At 61.7% G+C, this 26259-nt stretch carries 25 protein-coding genes and 1 tRNA gene; 17 read left to right on the forward strand and 9 right to left on the reverse strand.

Annotated elements, in window-relative coordinates:
- Positions 1-80: 80 nt before the first annotated feature.
- From ETW24_RS11835 to ETW24_RS11845, 3 genes are all read right to left on the reverse strand, one after another.
- Positions 81-166, reverse strand: a tRNA-Leu gene (locus ETW24_RS11835).
- 108 nt (positions 167-274) lie between these two features.
- Positions 275-895 carry a tetratricopeptide repeat protein gene (locus ETW24_RS11840; protein ID WP_254695603.1) on the reverse strand — a complete coding sequence of 207 codons (621 nt, stop codon included), beginning with the start codon at positions 893-895 and terminating at the stop codon, positions 275-277.
- Positions 896-944: 49 nt separating this feature from the next.
- Complete coding sequence (locus ETW24_RS11845) at positions 945-1415, reverse strand: Lrp/AsnC family transcriptional regulator (RefSeq protein ID WP_129371240.1); 471 nt, start codon at positions 1413-1415, stop codon at positions 945-947.
- A gap of 126 nt (positions 1416-1541) precedes the next feature.
- On the opposite strand from ETW24_RS11845, the gene putA reads away from it, so the two are divergent.
- From putA to ETW24_RS11860, 3 genes are all read left to right on the forward strand, one after another.
- Positions 1542-4955, forward strand: coding sequence for a bifunctional proline dehydrogenase/L-glutamate gamma-semialdehyde dehydrogenase PutA (gene putA, locus ETW24_RS11850; protein WP_129371241.1), 3414 nt, complete (start codon positions 1542-1544; stop codon positions 4953-4955).
- Between the two features lie 53 nt (positions 4956-5008).
- Complete coding sequence (locus ETW24_RS11855) at positions 5009-5779, forward strand: rhomboid family intramembrane serine protease (protein ID WP_129371242.1); 771 nt, start codon at positions 5009-5011, stop codon at positions 5777-5779.
- A gap of 339 nt (positions 5780-6118) precedes the next feature.
- Positions 6119-6499 carry a GFA family protein gene (locus ETW24_RS11860; RefSeq protein WP_129371243.1) on the forward strand — a complete coding sequence of 127 codons (381 nt, stop codon included), beginning with the start codon at positions 6119-6121 and terminating at the stop codon, positions 6497-6499.
- A gap of 101 nt (positions 6500-6600) precedes the next feature.
- Here the strand turns inward: ETW24_RS11860 and ETW24_RS11865 are convergent, their stop codons facing one another.
- A complete protein-coding gene (locus ETW24_RS11865; protein ID WP_129371244.1) occupies positions 6601-7386 on the reverse strand; it encodes an inositol monophosphatase family protein in 786 nt (261 codons plus the stop codon).
- Between the two features lie 190 nt (positions 7387-7576).
- Here ETW24_RS11865 and ETW24_RS11870 point away from each other — a divergent pair, with 190 nt between their 5' ends.
- On the forward strand, positions 7577-8596 hold the full coding sequence (locus ETW24_RS11870) for an NADP-dependent oxidoreductase (protein ID WP_129371245.1): 1020 nt from the start codon (positions 7577-7579) through the stop codon (positions 8594-8596).
- An 84-nt stretch (positions 8597-8680) separates the two neighbouring features.
- On the opposite strand, the gene ETW24_RS11875 is transcribed toward ETW24_RS11870, so the two are convergent.
- Positions 8681-9586 (reverse strand): LysR family transcriptional regulator, encoded by a 906-nt coding sequence (locus ETW24_RS11875; RefSeq protein WP_129371246.1) that lies wholly within the window; start codon positions 9584-9586, stop codon positions 8681-8683.
- Positions 9587-9684: 98 nt separating this feature from the next.
- On the opposite strand from ETW24_RS11875, the gene metF reads away from it, so the two are divergent.
- The 3 genes from metF (at position 9685) to ETW24_RS11890 (ending at position 11730) form a co-directional block, all read left to right on the forward strand.
- On the forward strand, positions 9685-10554 hold the full coding sequence (gene metF, locus ETW24_RS11880) for a methylenetetrahydrofolate reductase [NAD(P)H] (protein ID WP_129371247.1): 870 nt from the start codon (positions 9685-9687) through the stop codon (positions 10552-10554).
- 65 nt (positions 10555-10619) lie between these two features.
- Positions 10620-11102 carry a PaaI family thioesterase gene (locus ETW24_RS11885; protein ID WP_129371248.1) on the forward strand — a complete coding sequence of 161 codons (483 nt, stop codon included), beginning with the start codon at positions 10620-10622 and terminating at the stop codon, positions 11100-11102.
- Between the two features lie 112 nt (positions 11103-11214).
- Entirely contained in the window at positions 11215-11730 is a 516-nt protein-coding gene (locus tag ETW24_RS11890; RefSeq protein WP_129371249.1) for a DUF2867 domain-containing protein, read from the forward strand.
- A 62-nt stretch (positions 11731-11792) separates the two neighbouring features.
- Here the strand turns inward: ETW24_RS11890 and ETW24_RS11895 are convergent, their stop codons facing one another.
- From ETW24_RS11895 to ETW24_RS11905, 3 genes are read right to left on the reverse strand one after another with little or no spacing between them, the layout of a single operon-like run.
- Positions 11793-12869, reverse strand: coding sequence for a DUF2235 domain-containing protein (locus ETW24_RS11895; RefSeq protein WP_129371250.1), 1077 nt, complete (start codon positions 12867-12869; stop codon positions 11793-11795).
- Entirely contained in the window at positions 12847-15144 is a 2298-nt protein-coding gene (locus ETW24_RS11900) for a xanthine dehydrogenase family protein molybdopterin-binding subunit (RefSeq protein ID WP_129371251.1), read from the reverse strand. The genes ETW24_RS11895 and ETW24_RS11900 overlap by 23 nt, the downstream gene beginning before the upstream one ends.
- 49 nt (positions 15145-15193) lie before the next feature.
- The gene (locus tag ETW24_RS11905; RefSeq protein ID WP_129371252.1) at positions 15194-16345 is read right to left on the reverse strand and encodes a type III PLP-dependent enzyme; all 1152 of its coding nucleotides are present in this window, start codon (positions 16343-16345) and stop codon (positions 15194-15196) included.
- A 106-nt stretch (positions 16346-16451) separates the two neighbouring features.
- On the opposite strand from ETW24_RS11905, the gene ETW24_RS11910 reads away from it, so the two are divergent.
- Positions 16452-16889: an Lrp/AsnC family transcriptional regulator gene (locus ETW24_RS11910; protein WP_027259373.1), complete on the forward strand. Its 438-nt coding sequence runs from the start codon at positions 16452-16454 to the stop codon at positions 16887-16889.
- Positions 16890-16892: 3 nt separating this feature from the next.
- On the opposite strand, the gene ETW24_RS11915 is transcribed toward ETW24_RS11910, so the two are convergent.
- Positions 16893-17774, reverse strand: a complete 882-nt coding sequence (locus ETW24_RS11915) for a LysR family transcriptional regulator (protein WP_129371253.1) — start codon at positions 17772-17774, stop codon at positions 16893-16895.
- 136 nt (positions 17775-17910) lie between these two features.
- On the opposite strand from ETW24_RS11915, the gene ETW24_RS11920 reads away from it, so the two are divergent.
- From ETW24_RS11920 to ETW24_RS11955, 9 genes are all read left to right on the forward strand, one after another.
- Positions 17911-18912, forward strand: coding sequence for a sterol desaturase family protein (locus ETW24_RS11920; RefSeq protein ID WP_129371254.1), 1002 nt, complete (start codon positions 17911-17913; stop codon positions 18910-18912).
- Between the two features lie 179 nt (positions 18913-19091).
- Positions 19092-19229, forward strand: a complete 138-nt coding sequence (locus ETW24_RS24285; protein ID WP_164982740.1) for a hypothetical protein — start codon at positions 19092-19094, stop codon at positions 19227-19229.
- A gap of 93 nt (positions 19230-19322) precedes the next feature.
- Entirely contained in the window at positions 19323-19565 is a 243-nt protein-coding gene (locus ETW24_RS11925; RefSeq protein WP_129371255.1) for a hypothetical protein, read from the forward strand.
- A 385-nt stretch (positions 19566-19950) separates the two neighbouring features.
- Positions 19951-23118, forward strand: coding sequence for a valine--tRNA ligase (locus ETW24_RS11930; protein WP_129371256.1), 3168 nt, complete (start codon positions 19951-19953; stop codon positions 23116-23118).
- A 184-nt stretch (positions 23119-23302) separates the two neighbouring features.
- Positions 23303-23596, forward strand: a complete 294-nt coding sequence (locus tag ETW24_RS11935; RefSeq protein WP_129371257.1) for a DUF1330 domain-containing protein — start codon at positions 23303-23305, stop codon at positions 23594-23596.
- Between the two features lie 41 nt (positions 23597-23637).
- Positions 23638-24099 carry a TerB family tellurite resistance protein gene (locus tag ETW24_RS11940; RefSeq protein ID WP_129372921.1) on the forward strand — a complete coding sequence of 154 codons (462 nt, stop codon included), beginning with the start codon at positions 23638-23640 and terminating at the stop codon, positions 24097-24099.
- Positions 24099-24539 (forward strand): TerB family tellurite resistance protein, encoded by a 441-nt coding sequence (locus tag ETW24_RS11945; RefSeq protein WP_129371258.1) that lies wholly within the window; start codon positions 24099-24101, stop codon positions 24537-24539. Before ETW24_RS11940 ends, ETW24_RS11945 begins: the two co-directional genes overlap by 1 nt.
- Entirely contained in the window at positions 24536-25300 is a 765-nt protein-coding gene (locus ETW24_RS11950) for a phosphate/phosphite/phosphonate ABC transporter substrate-binding protein (RefSeq protein ID WP_129371259.1), read from the forward strand. Before ETW24_RS11945 ends, ETW24_RS11950 begins: the two co-directional genes overlap by 4 nt.
- Positions 25301-25443: 143 nt before the next feature.
- A complete protein-coding gene (locus tag ETW24_RS11955) occupies positions 25444-26223 on the forward strand; it encodes an ABC transporter ATP-binding protein (protein WP_129371260.1) in 780 nt (259 codons plus the stop codon).
- Positions 26224-26259: the final 36 nt, after the last annotated feature.

A 26259-nucleotide genomic window follows, 5' to 3' on the forward strand; every position in this document is an offset into this window, starting at 1 on the left:
ACGACCGTCAAAACGGCGCTCGAACTCCGCAAGCACCTGTAATATTTGAGTTTTTGGGATTTTTTCATCTGAAAGTATAATGGTGCGGACGGCGGGACTCGAACCCGCACGGCCATAAGGCCAGGAGATTTTAAGTCTCCGGTGTCTACCATTCCACCACGTCCGCACAGGGCGCTGCCAAGCGGCGCCTTTGCAGCAGGTCTAGCCTTCTGAATTCATGCGGACAATCGGTTTTCAGCGTTTTGCTGGAATTTTTCCCGCGGTGCTGGCGCCGCTACAATTCCGTATCCCCCGCCCCTGCAGGTGCCAATGGCCCGCCCGGGTCAGCCAGATAACGCTCTGGCAGCCAGGGGTTCAACGCCAGCGCCTCGGCCAGAGCTGCGCGTGCTTCCTCCAGCCGCGACAGGCCGTAGAGCGACAGTGCCCGACCGCTCATCGCGGCAATATGGCGGGGCGACAGATGCAGCGCCCGGTCCAGATCACGAAGGGCAGCGGCAAAATCCCGGCGCAGGTAATGCACAAAGGCGCGCTGGTTGTAGCCCTCGGCATAATCCGGGCAGTAGGCGATCAGCTGATCGAAATCCTCCAAAGCCCCCAGAAAATCAAAGGACGTGCGCCTTGTCATCCCGCGGTCAAGCATCGCCTGAGCCTGCGCATCCGGCGCGTCGGCCCAGAACTCCCACATCCGGTTGGCAATTTCGCGCGCCTGATCCTCGGTGCCGGCCTTCTGTACCTCGTGCAGCAGCCCGTCCAGCCGGGCGCTGTGGTCTGGCGCTGCCGGACAATCGGACGCCTGCACCGGATCCGTCAGACCCAAAGTCAGAAAGAGCGCTGCGGCGCATGCAAGATTTTGAGGGGCGCGAAGCAAGGCAAAATACATACCCCATGCTGCCATATTTTGGCATTCAATCAAGTCAACTGCGCGTGCGCGCATTCCTTCTGCCTTACAAAGGCGCCAATGCACCGTCTTCCTTTACCGCTTCCATCGCCACATAGGTCGAGGTTGAGGCGACATGCGGCAGCGAGGAAATCTTTTCCCCCAGCACTGCCCGGTAATCGGTCATCGAGCGGGTCCGCACCTTCAGCAGGTAGTCGAAATGCGACGCCATCATATAGGCCTGTTCGATCTCCGGCAGTTTCGCCACCGCCGCGTTGAACTTGACCAGCGCCGCCTCGCGGGTGTCGTCCAGCTTCACCTCGACAAAGGCGACGTGATCCAGTCCCAGCCGGATCGGATCCACCAGGGCGCGGTAACCGGTAATGATGCCTTCCGCCTCCAGCCGCCTGAGCCGGGTCTGGGTGGGTGTTTTCGACAGGCCGATTTTGCGGGCCAGATCGGCAATGGAAATCCGGCCGTCCTCGCTCAACACATTCAGAATCGCCCGGTCGAACCGATCCAGTTCAGGAAAGTCCATCTGCACTTCTACCTTTCGTATTTTTCATGCTTTCGCCTAAGTATCCCCCATTTTTAGGCGATTGTCCCGCCGGAAAGGGTGTATCTTAAGCAAAAGCCCTGCACACCCTTTTGTGGAGTTCCCCGCATGACCACCCAACCAAAACTGCGCTACCGGATCGATGCCGGCACCTATGCCGACCAAACCGCGGTGCGTGACCAGCTGATTGCCCAGGCGGCCCTGTCTGACGCCGACCGTGTCCGGATCAGTTCCAGTGCTGCTGCCCTGGTGCGCGATATCCGCGGCCATTCGGCGCCGGGCCTTATGGAGGTGTTCCTGGCCGAATACGGGTTATCGACAGATGAAGGGGTCGCGCTGATGTGCCTCGCTGAGGCGCTGCTGCGGGTGCCCGATGCCGACACCATTGATGCGCTGATCGAGGACAAGATCGCGCCCTCCGACTGGGGCAAGCATCTGGGCAAGTCAACGTCTTCGCTGGTCAATGCCTCAACCTGGGCCTTGATGCTGACCGGCAAGGTGCTGGACGAGGATCGCAGCCCCATCGGGGCGCTGCGCGGCGCCATCAAGCGTCTGGGCGAGCCGGTGATCCGCACCGCCGTAAGCCGCGCGATGAAGGAAATGGGCCGCCAGTTTGTGCTGGGCGAGACCATCGAAAGCGCCATGGACCGCGCCGCCGGGATGGAAGCCAAAGGCTATACCTACTCCTACGACATGCTGGGCGAGGCCGCCCGCACCGAGGCTGACGCAGCCCGCTATCACCTGTCCTATTCCAAGGCGATCTCGGCAATTGCCGCTGCCTGCAATAGCGACGACATCCGTAAGAATCCCGGCATTTCGGTGAAGCTTTCCGCGCTGCACCCGCGTTACGAGCTGGCGCAGGAAAGCAGCGTGATGGAGCATCTGGTGCCGCGGCTGAAGGCGCTGGCGCTGCTGGCCAAAGCCGCGAAAATGGGCCTTAACATCGACGCCGAGGAGGCCGACCGCCTGTCGCTGTCGCTGGAGGTGATCGGCGCCGTGGTCTCGGACCCCTCTCTGGCCGGCTGGGACGGGTTTGGCGTGGTGGTGCAGGCCTATGGGCCGCGCACCGGACTGGCCATCGACGCACTGCATGAAATGGCTGAGAAATACGACCGCCGTTTCATGGTGCGGCTGGTGAAAGGCGCTTATTGGGATACCGAGATCAAGCAGGCGCAAGTCGAAGGCGTCGATGGCTTCCCGGTGTTCACCAACAAGGCGCTGACTGATGTGTCCTATATTTCCAACGCCCGCAAATTGCTTGGGATGACGGACCGGATTTATCCGCAGTTCGCAACTCACAATGCCCATACTGTTGCCGCCATCCTGCATATGGCCGCGGACAAGGACAACGCAACCTACGAATTCCAGCGCCTGCACGGGATGGGCGAAACCCTGCACCAGATGGTGCTGGAGCAGAACAAGACCAACTGCCGGATTTATGCGCCTGTTGGCGCGCACCGGGATCTATTGGCCTATCTGGTACGCCGCCTGCTGGAAAACGGCGCCAATAGCTCCTTCGTGAACCAGATCGTGGACGAGAATGTCTCTCCCGATGTCGTGGCCGCGGACCCTTTCGCGGCAGTTGCCGATATCAGCCGCAAGATCCCGACCGGGCCTGAGCTGTACGCGCCCGAGCGCCCGAATTCCAAAGGCTTCGACCTGGGTCACGCGCCGACGCTGGCCGCTATTGAAAAAGCCCGCGCGCCCTGGCGGACCCATCAATGGCAGGCCGGACCGCTGCTGGCAGGCGATGCCCGGCCTGAGACTGCCAAAGATGTGACCAACCCCGCCGACCTGAGTGTGACCGGCACCGTCAGCCAGTGCAGCCCCGAGGATGTCGAACTGGCGCTGGCGCTGGCCGACCCTTGGGACGCGCCTGCAGCAGAACGCACCGCGATCCTGAACAAGGCTGCCGACCTCTATGAGGAAAATTTTGGCGAGCTGTTCGCCATCCTCGCCCGTGAGGCCGGCAAGACCATCCCCGATGCTGTGGCCGAACTGCGCGAGGCGGTGGATTTCCTGCGTTACTATGCGGCGCGCAATTCTGATGCGCCGCCTGCAGGCATTTTCACCTGTATTTCACCCTGGAACTTCCCGCTGGCGATCTTCACCGGACAGGTTGCGGCAGCACTTGCCGCCGGCAACGCTGTGCTGGCCAAACCCGCCGACCAAACGCCGCTGATCGCCCACCGCGCCGTGCAACTGATGCATGAGGCTGGCGTGCCGCGCGCAGCCATGCAGCTGGTGCCGGGCCGTGGCAGCGTGGTTGGTGCCGCCATCACATCGGACCCGCGGGTCAATGGCGTTGCCTTCACCGGCTCCACCGCAACAGCGATGCGTATCCGCAAGGCGATGGCCGACAACCTGCAGCCCGGCGCGCCGCTGATTGCGGAAACCGGCGGTCTGAACGCGATGATTGTCGATTCAACCGCGCTGCCGGAACAGACAGTGCAAGCTGTGATCGAAAGCGCCTTCCAATCGGCCGGCCAGCGCTGCTCGGCGCTGCGCTGCCTTTACCTGCAGGAGGACATCGCCGACACCGTGCTGAAGATGCTGAAAGGGGCGATGGACTGCCTGCATCTGGATGATCCCTGGCATCTGTCGACTGACAGCGGTCCGGTGATAGACGAAGGCGCCCGCGCAGGCATCCTTGCCCATGTCGCCAAGGCCCGCGCTGAGGGCCGGGTGCTGAAGGAAATGCGCGCGCCGCAAGGCGGCACCTTTGTGGCGCCCACCATGATCGAAATCCCCGGCATCGGCGCACTGGAGGAAGAGATCTTTGGCCCCGTCCTGCATGTGGTCCGGTTCAAATCCCAACAGTTGGATCAGGTGATTTCAGACATCAATGCAACCGGTTACGGGCTGACCTTCGGGTTGCACACCCGTATCGACGACCGGGTGCAGCATGTCTGCGACCGGGTCCATGCGGGCAACATCTATGTGAACCGCAACCAGATCGGCGCCATTGTCGGCAGCCAGCCGTTCGGCGGCGAGGGTCTGTCCGGCACCGGCCCCAAGGCCGGCGGCCCCTATTACCTCAGCCGTTTCTGCGCGCCGGACCGGCAGCAAAGCAACGCGGTGTGGGAGACGACCTTTGCCGAACTGCCCGGGGAAAGCGGCGTGCCTGCGCGCGGCGTGACCACCTCCCTGCCCGGCCCGACCGGGGAATCGAACCGCCTGACCGTCTCGGCCCGTCCGCCGCTGTTGTGCATGGGACCGGGGCCCGAGGCTGCGGCGGAACAGGCCAAAGAGGTGATCAGCCTCGGCGGCACCGCGATTGAGGCGCATGGCATGTTCGACCTGCACCGGCTGGAGGCGATCCAGGGAATTGCCGGCGTGCTGTGGTGGGGCGACGAGGCGACAGGCCGCGAGATCGAACAGTGGCTGGCCAAGCGCGACGGCCCGATCATCCCGCTGATCCCGGGCAAGCCCGACCGCGCCCGAGTCCTGGCTGAACGCCACGTCTGCGTCGATACCACCGCATCAGGCGGCAATGCGGATCTGCTGGGCGGCAACGCCTGAGCTGCGCCCGATAAGTGCTTGACGCTGGGCCGTTTCCGGCCCAGCGTTCCCCCATGTTTCCGATCCGCGACCACAACCCGTCCGGGCGCAAGCCCTATGTCGTCTATGCGCTGATGGCGGCGAATATCCTGGCCTATGTCTACTACACGGCCAGCTATGCCAGCCCCCGCGCGCTCGCCTATTTCTATGACGCCTATGCGGTGGTGCCGGCCGAGATCAGCCACGGCTACGGGTTCGAGACCCTGTTCACCTCTATGTTCATCCACGCAGGGCTGATGCATCTGGGCGGCAACATGCTGTTCCTGTGGATCTTCGGCGACAATCTGGAAGATGAGATGGGCCACCTGCCCTTTCTTGTGTTCTACCTTGCCAGCGGTGTCGGCGCCGGGCTGATCCATGTGCTGTCCGCGCCAGGCTCGATGGTGCCCACAATCGGTGCCTCCGGCGCAATTGCGGGCGTGATGGGCGGCTACCTTCTGATGTATCCCAAGGCACGGGTCGATATCCTGCTGGTGCTGATCATCTATTTCCGCATCTTCACGATCCCCGCCTTTGTCATGCTGGGTGTCTGGCTGGCGATGCAATTCTTCGGCGGGCTTGGCTCTGATCCCGATCAGGGCGGCGTCGCCTACTGGGCCCATGCGGGCGGCTTTGCGGTCGGTCTGGTCCTGTGCCTGCCGCTGTGGCTGCGCCGCGGCGGCCCGGCGTTCTGGGACCGAACACATGGCACCCCGCCGCATCCTGAAAATGAGTATGAATACTCCGCAAGCCGCATCCCCAAACTGCCGCGCAAGAAGCGCAATCCGGGACCTTGGGGGAAGTAGAATGACGGCAAAGAGTTCGGATCAAGGAAATGCCGGAACTGATGTCCCCTCTGGCGGGCTCGATAAGCCAAGGCCGGATTGCAACGGCCGCAACGAAAAGCTGTTCTGTCAAAGACAAGAAAGGCTGACCTGAAACCGGAACGCAAAGCCTAACTGGCCAGTGCTTGGATTGAAGCTGTTCAACTGCAAAAGGCGCCCGTTGATCGTCAAGCGGCCTGCTGTGATAATAATCTAAAAGTAATGCAGGCCGCTCTAACCCGATTCCCCTCCCCCCAGAAGAAGACCGGGATGTCCGGGATGTAGGGCTGCAAAAGACTGTGTCCAGCAGAGGAACCCCAAATGCCCCAGCTCAAAGCCACCTGCCACTGCGGCGCCGTTGAGATTGAAGCAGAGTTTCCCGAGGGCCTCGCCTCGGCTGCGCGCTGCGACTGTTCATTCTGCCGCCGCCGCGGGGCGGCTGCAGTCACCGCCATTGCCGCCAGCCTGAAGGTGCTGAAAGGGGCAGAAAACCTCAGCCTCTACACCTGGGGCAGCCATACGGCGAAACACTATTTCTGCAAGACCTGCGGCATCTACACCCATCACCAGCGCCGATCAGATCCCAAGGAATGCGGTGTCAATCTGGGCTGTATCAAGGGCGCTAATCCGCGGACGCATCCCGAGACCTATGGCGAGATCCCGTGGAACGACGGAATAAATCACCCGTCTGATCAGCGATAACTTTTGCCCGGCCGATAGGCGGGCGCAGTCCTCGTCCAATCACACAAAACAAAAAACGCGGCGCAATGGCCGCGTTTCATATTCTCAATCTTACGGGCAATTCAGCCGCGGATCACCTTGGCGAAGCTATCAAAGATCGGCTCGTTCGAGCACACCACAGAACCGGAATCGATAATGCCCGCTTCGGGGTCGATTGCCTCGGCAAACCCGCCGGCTTCTTTCACGATGATGATGCCTGCGGCCAGATCCCAGGCGTTCAGGCGGCGTTCCCAAAAGCCCTCGTAACGGCCTGCGGCCACATAGGCCATGTCCAGCGCGGCAGAACCCCAGCGGCGCACACCGGCGCAGGCGGGCATCAAGCGGGCCAGATCCTGCAGCGTCAGCGGCAGATCGGCACGGCCGCCGAACGGTACGCCGGTGGCAAAAATCGATTCAATCATCCGGTGACGGCCCGAAACCCGGATACGGGTGTCATTCATCCAGGCACCGGCGCCCTTTTCGGCAAAGAACATCTCGTCCTTGGCAGCGTCATACACGACGCCTGCAACGATCTTGCCCTTATGCTCCAGCGCGATCGAGATCGCCCAGTGCGGCAGCCCGTGCAGGAAGTTGGTGGTGCCGTCCAGCGGATCGACGATCCAGCGGCGGGTCGGATCCTCGCCGTCTTCCTCACCGCCCTCTTCGGCCAGCCAGCCATAGGTCGGGCGCGCATTGCGCAGATCGTCCTTGATGATCTTTTCAGCGGCGATGTCGGCCTTGGAAACAAAATCGCCGGCACCTTTCATCGACACCTGCAGGTTCTCCACCTCGCGGAAGTCTTTCACCAGGGAACGGCCGGCCTTGCGGGCGGCCTTGATCATCACATTGAGGTTTGCGCTGCCAATCATGTCTGCAGAATCCTGTCACGTCGGGGAGATGCCGGTCAAACCGTGCCTATACGCCCCCTGCCCGCAGTTGCCAAGGGGCTTTGCCGCATTGAGGGTTCCGGGCCTGACGCCCGGTCACAGCTGTCAGGGCGGTTGAATTCCTGTGTTGCGGCGCCCAAACTCCAACGCAATCAGATCAAGGAACATTCCCATGCCCGACCAGATGCAGCGTATCGTGCTGGCCAGCCGCCCCGAAGCCCAGGCCAGCGAAGACAATTTCCGCCTTGAGGCGGTGGACCTGCCCCAACCCGGCGAAGGTGAAGTGGTTGTAAAAGTTCATTATATGTCGCTGGACCCCTATATGCGCGGCCGCATGAACGCGGGCAAATCCTATGCTCCGCCGGTCGAAATCGGGGAAACCATGACCGCGGGCGGTGTTGGCGAAGTGATTGCCTCAAACAGTCCGGAGTTTGCTCCCGGCGACTTTGCCCTGGGTATGTTCGGCTGGGCCAGCCATGCCTGCGCCCGCGCCTCAGAGCTCCGCAAGCTGGACCCGCAGATGGCGCCGCTCACCACCGCGCTCGGCGCTCTCGGCATGCCGGGGTTTACCGCTTGGCATGGCTTGGACGCTTATGGCCGCCCGCAGGCAGGTGAAACCCTGGTGGTCGCGGCTGCAACCGGCCCGGTGGGGTCAATGGTCGGGCAGCTGGCGAAACAGGCAGGCCTGCGCGTGGTCGGTGTCGCGGGCGGCGCAGACAAATGCAAGCTGGCGGTTGAGACCTTCGGCTTTGATGCCTGCCTGGACCACCGTGCCTATGCGGATGCCGGAGCGCTGAACGAGGCACTGGCCGCTGAATGCCCCGATGGCATCGACATCTACTATGAGAACGTCGGCGGCAAAGTGCTGGAAGCGGTGCTGCCCTTGATGAACCCCCATGGCCGGATCCCGGTCTGCGGCATGATCGCCTGGTACAACAGCGCAGAAACCGATCTGACCGCCCCCGCCGTCTGGCGCACGGTCCTGACCCAGTTCCTGTCGGTGAACGGTTTCATCATCTTCAACCACTACGACCGCTATCCGGAGTTCCAGAAGCAGGTCGCGCCAAAGATCGCCGGCGGCGATATCAAATACCTGGAAGACATCGCCGAAGGGCTGGAAAACGCCCCCAAGACCTTTCTGTCGATGATGCAGGGCGGCAATACCGGCAAACAGATCGTCAAACTGGTCTAAGGCCGGGCGCAGCGCTGACAGTATCACGCAACCGCGCGGAGCGGGCACGGAAGCCGGAACGGCGCCCGGCCGCTCCGCGCCTTGTCAAACATGCTGCAGCTTGCGCGCCTCGACCTTGGCCAGCCGGATCAGCTCCTGCATGTAAGGTTTCTCGCGGTCCTCCGCCCGGATCGCCGCATACAGCCTGCGGGTGATCCCCGATTTGGTCAGCGGCCGGGTCACATAATCCGACGAGTATTTCACCTCCCGCACCACCCAGTCCGGCAGCACCGACACACCGCGGTTGGACGCCACCAGCAGCAGGATCACCGCTGTCAGCTCAACCTGGCGGATCGACGCAGGTTCCACTCCCGCAGGGATCAGCAGCTGGCTGAACACATCCAGCCGGGTCTTGTCCACCGGGTAGGTGATCAGGTTCTGACCAATAAAATCCGCAGCCTCGACAAACGGTTTCTCCGCCAGGGGATGCTGGGCCGATGCAACAAACACAGCATTGTAATCAAACAGCTCAATAAACTCGACGCCGGCGATGTCCTCGGGATCGGAAGAGACCACCAGATCCACCTCCTCTTTCTGGAGCGCGGGCAAGGCATCAAAGGCCAGGCCGGGGCGGATATCCACATCCACATCGCCCCAGTTCTTGCGGAACCCCTCAAGCACCGGAAACAGCCATTCAAAACAGGCGTGGCATTCAATGGCGATGTGCATCCGCCCGGTACTGCCATCCCGCAAAGAGGAAAATTCCGCTTGTGCTGCCGCAAGTTGCGGCAAAACCTGTTCGGCCAGCCGCAACAGGCGCAGGCCCGCCGGTGACAGTTTCATTGGCTTGGACCGGCGGATAAACAGCTCCACCCCGGCCTGTTCCTCCAGCCCCTTCACCTGATGGCTCAATGCGCTTTGGGTGATGTTCAACTGATCCGCGGCGCGGGCCAGCCCGCCGGCCTCGTGGATGGCCTTGATGGTGCGGAGGTGACGGAACTCAATATGCATTCTTTAGTCGCGCTCATGTTGTTCTTGAGGATTATGAAATTGTCTCACAATGCTGCACATGCAACAAGAGCTGAAATCAACCTAGCGAGAGACCTGAGATGACGACGCCCAAGATTTCCTTTGAATTCTTCCCGCCGCAAAATCTCGAAGCCTCCTTCCGGCTTTGGGACACCGTGCAAGTCCTCGCCCCGATGGACCCGCGGTTTGTGTCCGTGACCTATGGCGCAGGCGGCACCACCCGCACCCTGACCCGCGACGCAGTGGCGACACTGCACAAATCCTCCGGTCTGAACGTGGCTGCGCATCTCACTTGCGTGAATGCTTCCAAGGCCGAAACGCTGGAGATCGCCGACCAGTTTGCCGAAGCCGGCGTGACCGAGATCGTCGCCCTGCGCGGCGATGCGCCCAAGGGCGAAAGCAAATTCACCCCGCATCCCGACGGTTTTGCCAATTCGGTGGAGCTGATCAAAGGGCTGGCGCTGCGCGGCAATTTCAACATCAAGGTCGGCGCCTACCCGGACCGCCACCCGGAAGCTGCGGATCAGGCAGCGGACGTGGAGTGGCTGAAGCGCAAGCTGGACGCAGGCGCGGATGAGGCGCTGACCCAGTTTTTCTTCGAGGCCGAGACCTTCTTCCGCTTCCGCGATGCCTGCGAAAAGGCCGGGATTGATGGCAGCAAGCTGACCCCCGGCATCCTGCCGATCGAAAACTGGAAAGGCGCGCGCAACTTTGCCAAGCGCTGCGGCACCATCATCCCGGATTGGGTTGAGAACGCTTTTGAAAAGGCGCTGCGCGATGACCGCGAGGAATTGCTGGCCACGGCGATCTGCACCGAACTGTGTTCGGACCTGCTGGAGGGCGGCGTCGACAAGCTGCATTTCTACACGCTGAACCGCCCTGAACTGACCCGGGATGTCTGCTTTGCCCTGGGCGTCATCCCCAAGGTCTCGCTTCAGAACGTGGCGTAAGCCTTGCGGGCTCCGGCGCGCGGTTTCAAATGGAGGGCACATCCCCTGCCAAGGACCCGCGCGCTATGTATTATGCTGAAAAACCCGCCGACCTGCTGACAGGGGAACAGATCACCCGGATATCCGGTCTGGACTTCATGCAAGGCATCCTGGACGGCCGCCTGCCCGGCCCGCCGATTGCCGAAACGCTGGGATATCATTTGCACAGCGTCGAAGACGGCCGGATTGTGTTCCGCGGCACGCCGGAATTTCCCGTCTGCAACCCGATGGGCACCGTGCATGGCGGCTGGTACGGCACACTTTTGGACAGCGCCATGGCCTGTGCGGTGATGACCAAGGTGCCTGCAGGGTCGGTCTACACAACGCTGGAATACAAGATCAACATCCTGCGGGCGATCCCGCTGGGTACCGCCATCGACTGCAGCGGCAGCATCGACCACGTGGGGCGGTCCACCGGTGTGGCGCATGGCGAAATCCGGGGAATTGAAGACGGACGCCTCTATGCCACCGGCTCCACCACCTGCATTGTGATGAAGATCGCCGCGTGATGAAGGTCGCCGCGGGCTGACCTTATTGTGCAAACGCCTTCCGGGCTTGCCCGCCGCCTTCATCTGTCTATGCTCCAGCAAGACACCCGCAGGACCGGAAAGAGGGCTGATCATGCCGCCAAACAGTCTCGGCCGGGCCGCCACAGCCCGCATTCAAATCCTTGCCCCTGCCAAGGAGCTGGATTTTCTGGATACCCAATCTGTTGTTCTGCCGGCGCCTGTCACCCCGCTGGAGGCCTGGAACATCATGCACGCAAAGCCATTGCCGGGCATCAAGCTGGCCTTCCGGCTGCGCGACGCCATTTCCGCATGTTTCGGGGTTAAACGCATCGGCGGCATTTCCCGGACACCAAAAGAGGCAGTGCAAACGGGCGACAAGCTGGATTTCTTTCTGGTGGAGGCCCTGTCGAATGAAGTGATGACTCTCACGGTCCGGGATCGGCATTTGGATGTCATGACCTGTGTTTCCTCCGGCAGCGGTGTTCTGTCAGTGACGTCCTCCGTCAAAACACATAATCTGTTTGGCCGGGTTTACATGATCCCGGTCCGGCCGGCCCACAAACTGATTGTGTGGCTGTCACTGAAACGGCTGCGCCGGGAGTTTGACCGGCGGGCAGCTGCCGATTGACATCGCCGCCTGCGCCCGGTTTCATCCGCTACCGGTTTACGGGAGAACGTCAGGACCGCCCTTCAGGTCTTGGAGAACCTGGTCAGCCAGCCGCCAGCCGACCCATCGGGGGTTTTGCCGGTGCTGACGCTGCTGTGCAACCGCTCACTGCCGTCCAGTCCAACCCGGCGGCGGCTGCGCAGCAGGAAAATCTTACCCCAGCCGCGCCAGGTGCCAACAGACGGCGCCTTGGGATCGACCGGAAACCGCATCCGCCAATCCAGCGGCAGCGGCAAGCCGCGGTCTTCGGCCTTTTCCAGCATCCACACCAAAGAGACGTTGGCCTTGGGCCGGGCTTCCTCATAGCCGCCAAGCTGGCCGCCGACGTCACCATGGGCGCCGCGGAACCAGACCTGCTCCACATGTCCGCCCCAGTCCTTTGGGCAATCCCACAACACTGGTTTGAAAACATCGCGTGTCTCGTCCAGCGCCAGCGCGTGGTAACCGCTTTTGACATGGTGGCCCAGGTGGTGGTTGTGGAAATTGTGCCGGTTCTCCGCCCAGCGCCACAGCAGCGGCAGGCGCAGCCCCAAAGCCTTGACCGTGTCCCAGGCGCCGACCATTTCAATCTCGACTTCTTCGTGGCAATGCGCTGCCGTAAATGCACTCGACGTCTTGGACCGCCCGTTCAGACGGTAATGCCGGTAGGCGGTGCGGATATTGCGCACGGTCGCATGTTCTGCCTGCAGCAGGCCGATCCGGTCGATCACCCCCGCCAGCGAACGCACCGCATAGGCGCCGCGGGAATAGCCGAACAGATAAATCCGGTCGCCGGGCCGGTAACGCGAAGCGAGATAGCCATAGGCCCGGCGGATCTGGCGGTTGATGCCGCGCCCCATCATCACATCGGGGGCGCTGCCCCAGCCTTTCCACTGAACGCCGGATTCATAAAAAACCGAGACCTGCCCGCCCATTTCGCGGCACAGACGGAACAGCTGGCCGGCATGGGTTTCATGCCCCTCTTCCAGCGTCGACATGGTGCCGTCCAGGATGATCACATGGGCATGCGGCCCGCGCAGCTTGGTTTCGCCGGAGTGTTCCGAGCGCAGCGGCCGTCCAAGCCACCCTAGAACCTTCTTACTCAGCTGCCTCAGAAACATCCCTAAGCACTTCCCAAACTCTCAGCGGGGTGAACGGCATGTCCACTTGCCGCACGCCGCAGTCCCAGACCGCGTCCTGCACCGCATTTGCAACAGCGGCCAGCGCGCCAACGGTGCCTGCCTCGCCGCAGCCTTTCATCCCCATCGGGTTCTGTGTCGACGGCACAGGCTCGGAGGTAAAACCAATCATGGGGACGCCATTGGCCCGCGGCAAGGCATAGTCCATGAACGAAGCTGTGAGCAGTTGTCCGTCAGAATCATAGACAACATGTTCCAGCATGGCCTGTCCCAGCCCCTGCGCCACCCCGCCATGCACCTGCCCTTCGGCCAGCATCGGGTTGATCAAATTACCAAAATCGTCAACTACAGTGTAGCGCACGACGTCGGATTGCCCAGTCTCCGGATCAATAACAATTTCGGCAATATGTGCGCCGTTCGGAAACGAGCGCCCCGGCAGCCGGGCCCGCGCCGCGTGACGCTGCAGATCGAGCCGGCCGTGCGCGCGGGCCATCTCTGCCGCTTCCAGCATCGTGGGGGTCAGGTTCGATCCAGGCGCCCGGAAGGTTTCGCCGTCAAACCCGACCGCCTCTTCGTCCACACCCATCTCCTCCGCCAGGAAGGGGATGAAGGCGGCAATCATCGTATCCACTGCGGCCAGTGTGGCGTTCGCCTGTGTCGTCACAGACCGCGACCCGCCGGTGCCGCCGCCCGTGGCAATGCGGTCACTGTCGCCTTGGATGACATGGATGTTTTCCGCCGGTATACCGCTTTGGTCGGCCAGGAACTGGGCATAGACGGTTTCATGCCCCTGCCCGTTGCTTTGCGTGCCGACATAGATATTCACCCGGCCACCCTCCAGAAACTCCACTTCCGCGCCTTCTGAAGGATCGCCCAAAATGCTTTCGATATAGTAACAGACCCCAACGCCCCGGTACTTGCCGCGTTTACCATCCGCGGCGCGGCGGGCAGCGAATCCCTTCAGGTCCGCCTCTTCCGCAGCCCGGCTCAGAACTCTGTCGAAGTCGCCGACGTCATAGGTCTCTCCTGTCACGGTGCCATAGGGGAAGGCCGCCGGTTTGATAAAGTTGCGCCGCCGCAGCTCCAGCGGGTCCACACCCAGCTCGCGCGCGGCGCGGTCCATCGCCCGCTCCAGTACATAGATCGCCTCGGGCCGCCCGGCGCCGCGATAGGCATCCACTTGCGTCGTGTTGGTATAGATCCCCTCCACCTGCAGCCAGGCGGTCTGAATTTCATAGACGCCCGCCAGCACCCGGCTGAACAACTGGGTCTGGATCGGCTGACCGAAATGCGAATTGTAAGCGCCAAGATTGCAACGGGTGCTGACCCTGTAGGCGGTGATTTTCAGATCCGCATCAAAGGCCAGTTCCGCCAGCGAGGTCAGATCGCGGCCGCCGTTGTCGCTCAGCATCGACTCGGTCCGGTCGGCGATCCAGAACACCGGGCGGCCCAGCGCGCGGGCGGCCTGGGCGACAACGAAATATTCCGGGTAGGGAAAAGCCTTCATGCCAAAGCCGCCGCCAACATCCGGGATCGTGACTTTGACGTCGGCCTCATCCAGACGCATCTTGGCCGCCAGCTGGGATTTGATCGCCCAGACCCCCTGCCCGCCAAAGGTGAAATGCAGCCGCCCGCCATGCCATTCGGCAAAGCAGCCGCGCGGCTCCATCGAGTTGACGATGATCCGGTTGTCATCGACCTGCAGCGCAACAGTATGCGCCGCAGTGCGGAAAGCCTCGGCCGTTGCGGCCTCATCCCCCAGCCCCCAGTCAAAGGCCGTGTTGTCCGGCACCTCCGAATGCAGCGTCTGACCGCCCGGCAAGACGTCCATCTTCGCAGGCAGATCGTCGATATCAAGCTCAATCAGCTCACCGGCATCACGGGCCTGGTCCAGCGTCCCGGCAATGACCACCGCCACCGGTTCCCCCACATAGCGCACCCGGTCCCGTGCCAGCATCGGCCGTTCCGGCGCGGCGCCGGCGGTGCCATCCCGGTTCTTCACTGTGGTGCCATCCATCGACACATCAAGGCCGGCGGCTTCAAGATCCGCCAGGGTGATCACCGCGTGAACGCCTTCACCTGCGCGGGCGTCCTCAACGTTCAGCGCCGTGATCACGCCATGCGCCACCGGGCTGCGCAATACCCAGGCGCGCAGGGCACCCGCTGGGGCCGCATCCTCGATGTACTGCCCCTGGCCGGTCAGAAAACGCAGGTCCTCGACCCGTTTCACCGGCTGACTTTTACCGAATTTGTCCATGCTTGCCCCCTTGTTCGCGCTGGCTGGCGTTCCGGGGGCGAGACTAACCTCAGCGGGCGGCTTGTCCAGACAGCTCGATCACCGTCGCCACGTCAGACAGGCCATAGCCGTTGAATTGCGTGCTCATGGCGGAAGAATAGGCGCCCAGCCCCGGGAACAGCACATAGTCGCCGGTCACGGCATCACAGGGCAGCGGCAGCCCGTCCGGCAAACGGTCCAGACTGTCACAGGTGGGCCCGAACACCACACGCGGCTTGCGCGCGCCCGTGCGATGGGCGCCATCCCCCCCGACAACTTCCACCCGGCCCGGCAGCCCCATGTCGCGGATATCCACCAACCCGCCATAGATGCCGTCATTCAGGAACACCACCTCACCGCCTTTGCGCATCCCCTTTATGCGGGCCGCCAAGGTAAAGCTTTCGGAGACCATCGCCCGGCCCGGCTCGCAGATCAGCGTGGGCTTGTCTGTGCCAAATGCCGTGTCCGCGGCTTTGGAAATGGCGGCAAAGACCTTCTCCAGATCCGGCGCCACACCATCCCGGTTGGCCGCAAAGCCGCCGCCCGCATTGAGACGGGCGATCTTCACCCCTGCCGCGTCCACAATCCGCTTGGCAGCGTGAACATATTCCACCCATGCGCTTTCATCCTCGCACTGGGTGCCCGGATGGAAACACAGCGCAGGTGTCCACCCCTCCGCCGCCACCTGTTTCAGCAGTTCTATCGCTTCTTCCGGGGCTGCGCCGAACTTGCTGCCAAAATCATAGGCCGCACCGGCCACCGGCAAGGCAAAGCGCACCGCAATCTCGCAAGAGCGCGGCACTGCGGCCAGTTTCTCCAACTCGCTCAGCTCATCCACCGACCAGCTGGCGACACCATGTTCGATGCCCGCCGCGACTTCGGCAGTGGAGCGCATCGGGTTGTTGTAATGCATCACCGCATCTGGGCTGGCAGCACGCACTGCAGCCATTTCCGCAGGCGAAGCGACATCAAATGCAGTGATCCCCGCCGCCACCAGATTGGACAGCACGGCAGGGTGCGGGTTGGCCTTCACCGCATAGGTCACCAGCCCTGGAAACCCTTCACGGAACCGCCATGCCACCTCGTGCAATACCCGCGGCGAGAAATACAGGATCGGGTGATCCGGTGCGCTGCGCGCCAGGTGGGATTCAGGGGAAAGCCAAAGCGGTGGAATTTGCTGCATCAGGAAAAGCCTCGTTTATTTTGCATATTTTCCGACAAATTCCCGTCGATTCCGCTCGTCACTTTTTCTATAGTGACGAGAATTGACGTCATATCGTAGGAACAACATGCAAACCGACGATACCGATCAGCGTCTTGTCACCCTGTTGCGGGAAAACGCCCGCCGTCCAGTGGCGGAACTTGCCCGGCATCTGGGGCTGGCCCGCACCACGGTACAGGCGCGGATAGAACGGCTGGAAACAACCGGTGTGATCACGGGCTATACGCTTAAATCCTCCGCCGCCTCCCGCCCGCCGCTGCAAGCCACGGTGCTGATGTCGATTGAGCCGCGCTCGGGCCCGGAAGTTCTTGCCCGCCTGCGCAGCCTGCCTGGGGTTGAGGTTGTACACACAACCTCAGGACGGTTTGATCTGCTGGCTCAGGTGGTGGCGCAAAGCACGACCGAGCTTGACAACACTATCGACCACATCGCCGAGGCCCGTGGTGTGCGCTCCTCTGAGAGCCTGATCCATCTGGCAACAAAACTGGACCGGACCGGGCAGTAAAGGTCAGCCGGTCCTCACATACTCCAGCAGCCAGTCCCGGAACAGCCGTGCTGCCGGGCGCAGGGCGCCGCGGTCGGGATAGATCAGGTGATAAGCCTCCTGCCCCGGCACCGCGACCTCCGGCAGGCAGCGCACCAGCCCGCTTGCGCTGACCGCCGCGTCCGACGCAGGTGCGCGCGCCAGCGCAATCCCCATACCCTGCGCTGAGAGTTCTGCCGCCATCAGGGAGTTGTCGGCAAAGAAATAACGCGCCTGCCCGTGCGAGAGCCGCAAGGCCCCGAACAGCTGCACCCAGCTGGCCCGATGGGTCGAGACTTCAATCAGCGGAAAGCGGAACAGATCCTGCGGTGTCCGGACCTGAGCCGCAATCTCTGGCGGAGCCACCGGATACAGCACCTCGCGCAACAGCTCGTCCCCTTCGGTGCCAAACAGTGACGGGTTGCCGAATACGATCTGCAAATCGGTGAACCGGTTGGCAAAATCCGCCGCCATATTGCCGGTGCTGAGCGCCAGGTTGATTTGGCTGTGCACCGCCTGGAACTGCGGCAGCCCCCGCGCCAGCACCCCATGGGCAAACAGCAGCACCGACTGCACAAACAGCCGCTGCTCGCGGCTTTCGCCGAACAGGCCGGTCGTGGCTGTTTCCAGCATCAGCAGCGATTGCTGCACCGACGGCAGATAGGCCCGCCCGGCCTCAGTCAATGTCACCGCCTGGGCGTGGCGGTGAAACAGCGGTGTGCCCAGCTGCGCCTCCAGTGCTTTCACCTGCTGGCTGACTGCAGCCGCCGACATGTTCAGCTGGGCTGCCGCACGGGCAAAGCTTTCGGTGCGCGCTGCCGCTTCAAACACGCGCAGCCAGTTGAGTGAGGGTATCCGGGCCGTCATGCACAAAGGCTAAGCAGAACTTAGCCTGACCGGCAAGACATACCGTGCTGGGATTGCCTCGGCCCGGACTAGGGTTCTCAGCAGCGAACAGCCGCGGCTACGGCCGCTCCTCCAAAAACCACATGAGAGACGAGACATGACACGTCCCGCCAGCACACCGCGCCCCAAACGCAAGATATGGAATTTCACCCCCCAGCTGCCGATCCAGACTTCCCCCTATTGGGACTGGCCACTACGGCCGATGGCCTCGATCAGATATCTGCTGCAAAGCTGGAACCCGCTGGCACTGCGGGCATTTCTTCTTGTCCTTGCCATTGTCACCTGGAATTTCTTCACCCCGTCACTGGACCGGATTGCCACGCTCAGCTGGGACTGGGTGTTTGAGATCTGGCTGCGCAACTTCTGCATTCTGATGGTTGTGGCCGGCGGGCTGCACTTGGCGTTGTGGAGGTTCCGCACGCAAAACGACGACTACCGCTATGACATGCGCCCGATGATGAAAGGCGCTAAGGTGTTCACCTTCAAGAACCAGGTCTGGGACAACATGTTCTGGACCCTTGGCCCGGCGCTTGCCTTCTGGACCTTCTGGGAGAGCTTCATCCTTTATGCCTATGCAAACGGCTGGATCACGATGATCACACTGGAAAGCAACCCCGTCACCATGATCCTGATGACCATCTTCATCCCGGTCTGGGCAGGCTTCCACTTTTACTGGCTGCACCGGCTGCTGCACGTGGGCGTGCTTTATACCAAGGTGCACGCATGGCATCACCGAAACATCAATACCGGCCCGTGGTCCGGCCTGGCAATGCACCCGGTGGAAAGCTTCTTTCTGATGTTCGATACCATGATTTTCTTCCTGCTGCCCTCGCACCCGGTTCTGGCGGTCTTCCTGCTGTTCCACCATGGCATCGGCGCGCCAACCTCGCACGCCGGGTTTGAGCATGTGAAATTCGGCAACAAGGCCAAGTTCCTGGTTGGCGATTTCTTCCACCAGCTGCACCACCGGTTCTTCGACTGCAACTACGGCACCTGGGAGACGCCCTGGGACGAGTGGTTCAACACTTTCCACGATGGCACCGATGCAGGCAACGAAATGGTCAAGGAACGCCGCCGCAAGATCTGGGCGTCAGAGTAACTGCGCACCACAGCACGCACAGTCGGGCACCCGGAATTCAAAACGGGCGGCCCGGCTTCCCTATTTGAAGACAGGGAAAAACGAGGAAGGGTATCTACACCTTCGGCCGCCGCCCGGCGCACCGCAAAGACATCGTCAAGGATCTGATCGGCCTGAAGAAAACCGGTGTACGTTTGACCATGTGCAACCCGGCCAACGAGACCGGAAACCAGGCCTGCGTTAATGCGGGCATCGATCTCCAGACTCTGTGGAACGTGCATCTGGACATGGCGCGCGCAACCGCACCGGGCCGCTTTGCCGACACCGCGATGAATTAGAGGCAATTCATCACCAAGAACGAGATTATGCGCCACGCCATCACTTGCATGGAAATCGGCTCCGGCATGTATTTCACCAACCGCTCATAGGGCGTGGTCGAAATCGTCGCCAAGAGAGGCATCCCGGTGCAGGTGCATATGGGTCTGATGCCGTCGCTCAGCCATTGGTGCGGCGGCCTGGGCCGGCCGCATAAGCAGATGTACCGGGAGTGGGTAGAGGCGTTGCAGGAATTCCAATCGGAAGTCTGCGCCAGGAAGTTCCCTTATAAGGCGCAGGCGATCTTCATGCACGAAGGCGAGCTGGAGAAACTGCTCGAAGCACTGGACAAGCTGTAAATTGGATAAGCTGTAACCGGAGCAAAGCTGAGCGCGCCCAAGGCGCGCGCGCTGGCTTTAGCGCCTCCGGCGCGGAATTTGGGTATTTGAGACCAGAAAGAAGCAGCAAGCGAAGCGCCCTTGCCCGCTGGCCGTCCGTCCGCCAAGGGATAATCCTGCCAGGAGCGAGGGCAGCTTCTTCCTGGTGCGGTCATCGGCTCCCCAGCCTGTACCGCATAAGAAGAGTGCCGTGATTCCAGTTAACGAAATCTTACCGCTTCTTTCTGGTCTTAAATACCCAATGGCGCTCTGCCAGCCGCAGACGGGACACTTGCGGGAAAATCCGCCTTCCCCTTCCTGCCGCCATTGGGTAATTGATCGGCCACTTGCATGAGGGATCACAGCGATGGCGATGGAAAAGACGTTCAACGCGGCGGAAGCCGAAAGCCGCCTTTACAAGGCCTGGGAAGAAGCGGGCTGTTTCAAGGCCGGCGCCAATGCCAAGCCGGAGGCCTCCGCCTATTGCATCATGATCCCGCCGCCGAATGTGACCGGTGTTCTGCACATGGGCCATGCCTTCAACAACACGCTTCAGGATATCCTGATCCGCTGGAAGCGTATGCAGGGGTTCGACACCCTTTGGCAGCCCGGCACCGACCATGCGGGTATCGCCACCCAAATGGTGGTCGAGCGGGAACTGGCCAAGACCCAGCAGCCCTCCCGCCGCGAACTGGGCCGCGAGAAATTCCTGGAGAAAGTCTGGGAGTGGAAAGAGAAATCCGGCGGCACCATTGTTGAGCAGCTGAAACGCCTCGGCGCGTCCTGCGATTTCTCCCGCACCGCCTTTACCATGGCGGGGGCGCATGGCGACACCCGCACCGGCCACGAGAACTCCTCCAACTTCCACGACGCCGTGATCAAGGTCTTTGTGGAAATGTACAACAAGGGGCTGATCTACCGCGGCAAGCGGCTGGTCAACTGGGACCCGCATTTCGAGACTGCGATCTCTGACCTTGAAGTCGAGAACCTGGAAGTCGCGGGCCATATGTGGCACTTCAAGTACCTGCTCGCAAATGGAGCGACATATGAGTATTTGGAGAAAGATGAAGAAGGCAAAGTGACCTTCCGCGAGGAACGCAATTACATCTCCATCGCCACCACCCGGCCCGAGACCATGCTGGGCGACGGCGCGGTGGCCGTGCATCCCTCAGACGAACGTTACGCGCCAATCGTTGGCATGCTGTGTGAAATCCCGGTCGGCCCCAAGGGACAGCGCCGCCTGATCCCGATCATTACGGACGAATACCCGGACAAGGACTTTGGCTCCGGCGCGGTGAAGATCACTGGCGCGCATGACTTTAACGACTATCAGGTCGCCAAGCGCGCACGAATTCCGATGTACCGGCTGATGGATATGCGCGGCCAGATGCGGGCTGACGGCGAAAGCTATGACGCTGCCGCCACCCTCGCCATGGCCGTGGCCGTGGCCAAGGGTGAGAAGACACTGTCTGAAAACGAAGCCGACGCCATCAATCTGGTGCCGGACGACCTGCGCGGTCTGGACCGGTTCGAGGCGCGCAAACTGGTGGTAGAGCAGATCACCAGCGAAGGCCTGGCGGTGATGCAGACCGTCACCAAGACCGATCCCGAGACCGGTGAAGACGTTGAAATGCAAGAGCCTTACGTCGAGAACAAGCCGATCATGCAGCCCTTTGGCGACCGTTCCAAGGTTGTGATCGAGCCGATGCTGACCGACCAGTGGTTTGTGGACGCGGAAAAGGTTGTCGGCCCGGCGCTGGATGCCGTGCGCAATGGTGACGTAAAGATCCTGCCGGAAAGCGGCGAGAAGACCTATTACCACTGGCTGGAGAACATCGAGCCCTGGTGCATCTCGCGCCAGCTGTGGTGGGGCCATCAAATCCCGGTTTGGTACGGGCCTAGCGTTGAAATCTTGGACGAACCCTACCTCGTCAAAAAGTATCCTGAGCCTTCGCTGGAGACCGACGAAGGGCCAATCGATTGGCCAGGTAGGAAAGACTTCGACGAAGAAGAGTACGAGACCCGCTGGCGGTACAACTTCGACAACCCGGTCGCGTTCTGTGCAGCAAGCGAAGAAGAGCTTTTTGAGCGTGCCTACGCATACTATGGGGAGCAACATGCCAAGTTGGCCGAAATCGGGGACAAGCTGTACTTGCACGGCTTCGTTTTGGACACCGATAGCGCCTCCACCGCACGCCCGATGCCTATGGTCCCGCTAAAACGCGACCCCGATGTGCTTGACACCTGGTTCTCCTCCGGTCTCTGGCCGATTGGCACTCTGGGCTGGCCGGAAGACACCGCCGAGATGCAGAAATACTTCCCGACCTCGACGCTGGTCACCGGTCAGGACATTCTGTTCTTCTGGGTTGCCCGGATGATGATGATGCAACTGGCGGTCGTCGACCAGATCCCGTTCGACACTGTCTACCTGCACGGGCTGGTGCGCGACGCCAAGGGCAAGAAGATGTCGAAATCCACTGGCAACGTGGTCGATCCACTGGAGATCATTGACGAGTTCGGCGCCGACGCGCTGCGCTTCTCCTCTGCCGCGATGGCGGCGCTTGGCGGCGTGCTGAAGCTGGATATGGAACGCCTCAAGGGCTACCGGAACTTTGGCACCAAGCTGTGGAATGCGGTGAACTTTGCCCATTTCAACAACGTCTATGATGAAAACACCCCGGCCTATGACTGCCCGGATGCCAAGGCAGCCGTAAACCAGTGGATCATTGGTGAGACCGCCAAGGTGCGGGTCGAAGTGGACGCAGCGCTGGAGGCCTACCGTTTCAACGACGCGGCCAATGCGCTTTATGCCTTTACCTGGGGCAAGGTCTGCGACTGGTACATTGAGCTGTCGAAACCGCTGTTCACCTCCGAGGATGAGGCGGTGATCACTGAGACCCGTCAGACGCTGGGCTGGGTGCTGGATCAGTGCATGATCCTGCTGCACCCGATCATGCCCTTCATCACCGAGGAGCTGTGGGGCAACACCGCCAAGCGCGAAAACATGCTGGTGCATGAAGACTGGCCAACCTATGGCACCGAGCTGGTCAATGCCGATGCGGATGCCGAAATGAACTGGGTGATCACCGCGATTGAGAACATCCGCTCCACCCGCGCGCAAATGCATGTGCCCGCTGGCGCCAAGATTCCGATGGTGGTGACCGAATTCTCCGATCAGGCGCGTTCCGCCTGGGAGAAGAACGAGGCGATGATCCAGAAACTGGCCCGCATCACATCGTTGGAGCAGGTGGAGAGCTTCCCCAAGGGCTGCGCTTCTGTTGCTGCCCCCGGCGCCGCCTTTGGCCTGCCGCTGGCGGATGTGATCGACGTCGATGCCGAAAAGGCGCGGCTGGAGAAAACCCTGGGCAAGCTCGCCAAGGAATTGGGAGGGCTGCGCGGGCGGCTGAACAACCCGAAGTTCGCGGCCTCGGCCCCGGAAGATGTGGTTGCCGAAGCACGCGAGAACCTCCGCCTGCGCGAGGAAGAGGAAGCCAAGATCAAAGAAGCCCTGGCGCGCCTGGCGGAGATCGGCTGAACCGGCTGTTAAGCATGTTTCAAACGCCCGCCCTCTCCGGCGGGCGTTTTGCATTCCGCGGCAAGCCCTTGAACCAGGCGCACTTTCGGCGGAACGGGGAAATTCTTAACAACCGCCCCATTGTCATTGCCGCGCTTTTGTATCAGCCTGCACTCAACCATAAAAAGAAGGGAGGCTGCAGCCCATGCCCAAAGGATACTGGGTGGCCCATGTGGATGTGCAGGACATGGAGCGCTATGAGAACTATAAGACTGCAGCCAGGCCGGTGCTGGCCGAGTTCGGTGCAAAGTTCCTGATACGCGGCGGCGAGCGCGAGGTGCGCGAAGGCGCGTTCCGATCGCGCACTGTTGTCCTTGAATTCAAGGATTTCGAAACTGCAAAAGCCTGCTATGATTCCATGGCTTATCAGGACGCCAAGGCCTTTCGCGATCTGGTCTCGTCGGGTGATATGCAAATCATAGAAGGGTACGGCGATTAACCCGCCCGCCCAGCCGCTTTGACCGAGGTCTGCTGATGCCCCTGCTTAAGAAATTCTTCCAAGCGTTCCGCCCGACTGAGCGCCCGGGATTGCCGGACCCGGATGCCGAATTGGCACTGGGTGCCCTGCTGGTGCGGGTGGCGCAGTCCGACCGCGATTATCAGCTGGAGGAAATCAGCCTGATCGACCGGATCCTTGCCCGGCTCTACCAGCACAACGCAATCGAGGCCGCCAAGGTGCGCGCCACCTGCGAAAAGCTGCATGCCGCGGCGCCGGAAACCGACACCTTCGGGCGGCTGATCCGCGAGACCACCGGGCTGGAGGAACGGCTCGCCGCGATGGACGCGCTGTGGGAAGTGGTGCTGGCCGACGGCAACGAGCACGCGGGCGAAGTCACCATCGTCGAAGAAGCCCGCAAAGCGATGGGGCTGTCTTATGCCGACAGCCAGAAAGCCCGCGCCCGCGCGGTCGGGAAATTCAGCGGCACAGTGGAGGAAACCTGATGTTCAAGGAACTCCTGCAGCGATTGCTGGACCCTGCGCCCGCGCCGCTGGATGATGAGGGCGCGCGGCTTGCCCTGACCGCCTTGCTGGTTCGGATTGCCCGCTCGGACCACAATTATTCCGAGGTGGAAAAGGACCGGATCGACCGGATCCTGTGCACCCGCTACCGCCTGGACACCGGCGGGGCTCTGATACTGCGCGAACAGGCTGAAGCGATGGAGGCCGAGGCGCCTGACACTGTGCGCTTCACCCGCGCGATCAAGGACGCCGTGGCTTATGAGGACCGCACGGGTGTGATTGAAGCGCTGTGGCAGGTGGCCCTGGCCGATGGCCACCGCGATGCAAATGAAGATGCTCTGCTGCGGCTGTCCGCCAGTCTGCTGGGAGTTTCGGATGTGGACAGCGCAATGGCGCGCAAACGGGCAGAGGCTGGTTTATGATTGCTCATCTTGGAATGTACGACCGTCCGGAAACGGCTGCGGCCAACGACCGGTTCTGGGCATTGATCCGCGCGCAACTGGGCCACGGGCCGGAACAGCTGACCCGTGGCGCCGATTTCTGGGAGGTCTGGAAATCGCCGGAGCTGCTGCTGTCACAGACCTGCGGCTGCCCGTACCGCACCCGGCTATATGGCGAGGTGGAGCTGGCGGGTACCCCGGACTACGGCCTGCCGGGCTGCCGGCCAGGCTATTACAACAGCGTCTTTATTGCCCGCAGCACGGACGCGGGTCGGCCGCTGTCTGCCTTTTCCGGGCGCCGCTTTGCTTTTAATGAAGGGCTGTCGCAATCCGGCTGGGCCGCACCGATGGTTCATCTGCACGACCGCAGCATCCTGCCAGGTGCGCTGCTGGAGACCGGCGGCCACAGCCTGTCGGCGCAAGCCGTTGCCGAGGGCCGGGCCGATTTTGCGGCCCTGGACGCGCTGACCTGGGAATTGGTCAAGACGCACGACGGGTTCGCCGAAGGGCTGACCGAAATTGAACGCACTGAGCCAACCCCGACCCTGCCCTACATCACCGCCCTGAACCAGGACCCGCAGCCGCTGTTTACTGCCATCGAAGCTGCAATCCGCGCGCTGGACGAAGACACCAAGACACTGTTGCATCTGAAAGGGCTGGTGCAGTTTGCTCCCAGCGACTACCTGGCGGTGCCGACACCGCCCGGCCCCGTGCTGACCGAACAGCGCATCCGTGCTGCGTAACTGACGCAGCGCCCGCTTCCGAAATGGCGGCTCATCCGGTCATTTCGGCGCCTGCGGCGCCGGCTTGTGCGGTTTGAACGTTGCATTCGGTCTTTTTTTCGGTCCAATAAGAACGAATTTCCACTTACAGGGACAAAGACACCTTGACCGATACTTCGCCCGTTCTGCAAATCCGCGGCCTGCATAAATCCTATGGCGAGCTGGAAGTGATCAAAGGCGTTGATATCACCGCCCACAAGGGCGACGTGGTCTCGCTGATCGGGTCTTCGGGATCAGGCAAGTCTACCCTGCTGCGCTGCTGCAACCTGCTGGAAGACAGCCAGCAAGGCGAAATCCGGTTCAAGGATGAGCCGATCACCTGGTCCGGCCAGGGATTGAACCGCCGCCCGGCGGACGCCAAACAGGTTCTGCGCATCCGAACCAATCTGTCGATGGTGTTCCAGCAATTCAACCTGTGGGCCCATATGACCATCCTGCAGAATGTGATGGAGGCGCCGGTCACAGTGCTGGGCCGCGACCGTTCTGAGGTCGAAGAAAAAGCCCGCCACTATCTGGCCAAGGTCGGCATCGGCGACAAATGCGATGTCTACCCGGCGCAGCTGTCGGGCGGCCAGCAGCAGCGCGCTGCCATCGCCCGGGGCCTGTGCATGGAACCCGAAGCACTGCTGTTCGACGAGCCCACCTCTGCGCTCGATCCCGAGCTGGAGCAGGAAGTCGTCAAGGTGATCAAGGACCTCGCCGCCGAGGGCCGCACCATGCTGATCGTGACCCATGACATGAACATGGCGGCGGATGTTTCCAGCCACATCGTGTTCCTGCACCAGGGGCTGATCGAAGAAGAAGGTTCGCCGGACGAATTGTTCGGCAACACCCGCTCACCGCGGCTGAGGGCGTTCCTGTCCTCGACCCGGCACGGCCAATAAGCAATAACAAACAGACCCAAAAACCAAACAGAACGG

This window comes from Leisingera sp. NJS204 (assembly GCF_004123675.1).
In the GTDB taxonomy this organism is placed as follows: Bacteria; Pseudomonadota; Alphaproteobacteria; order Rhodobacterales; family Rhodobacteraceae; genus Leisingera.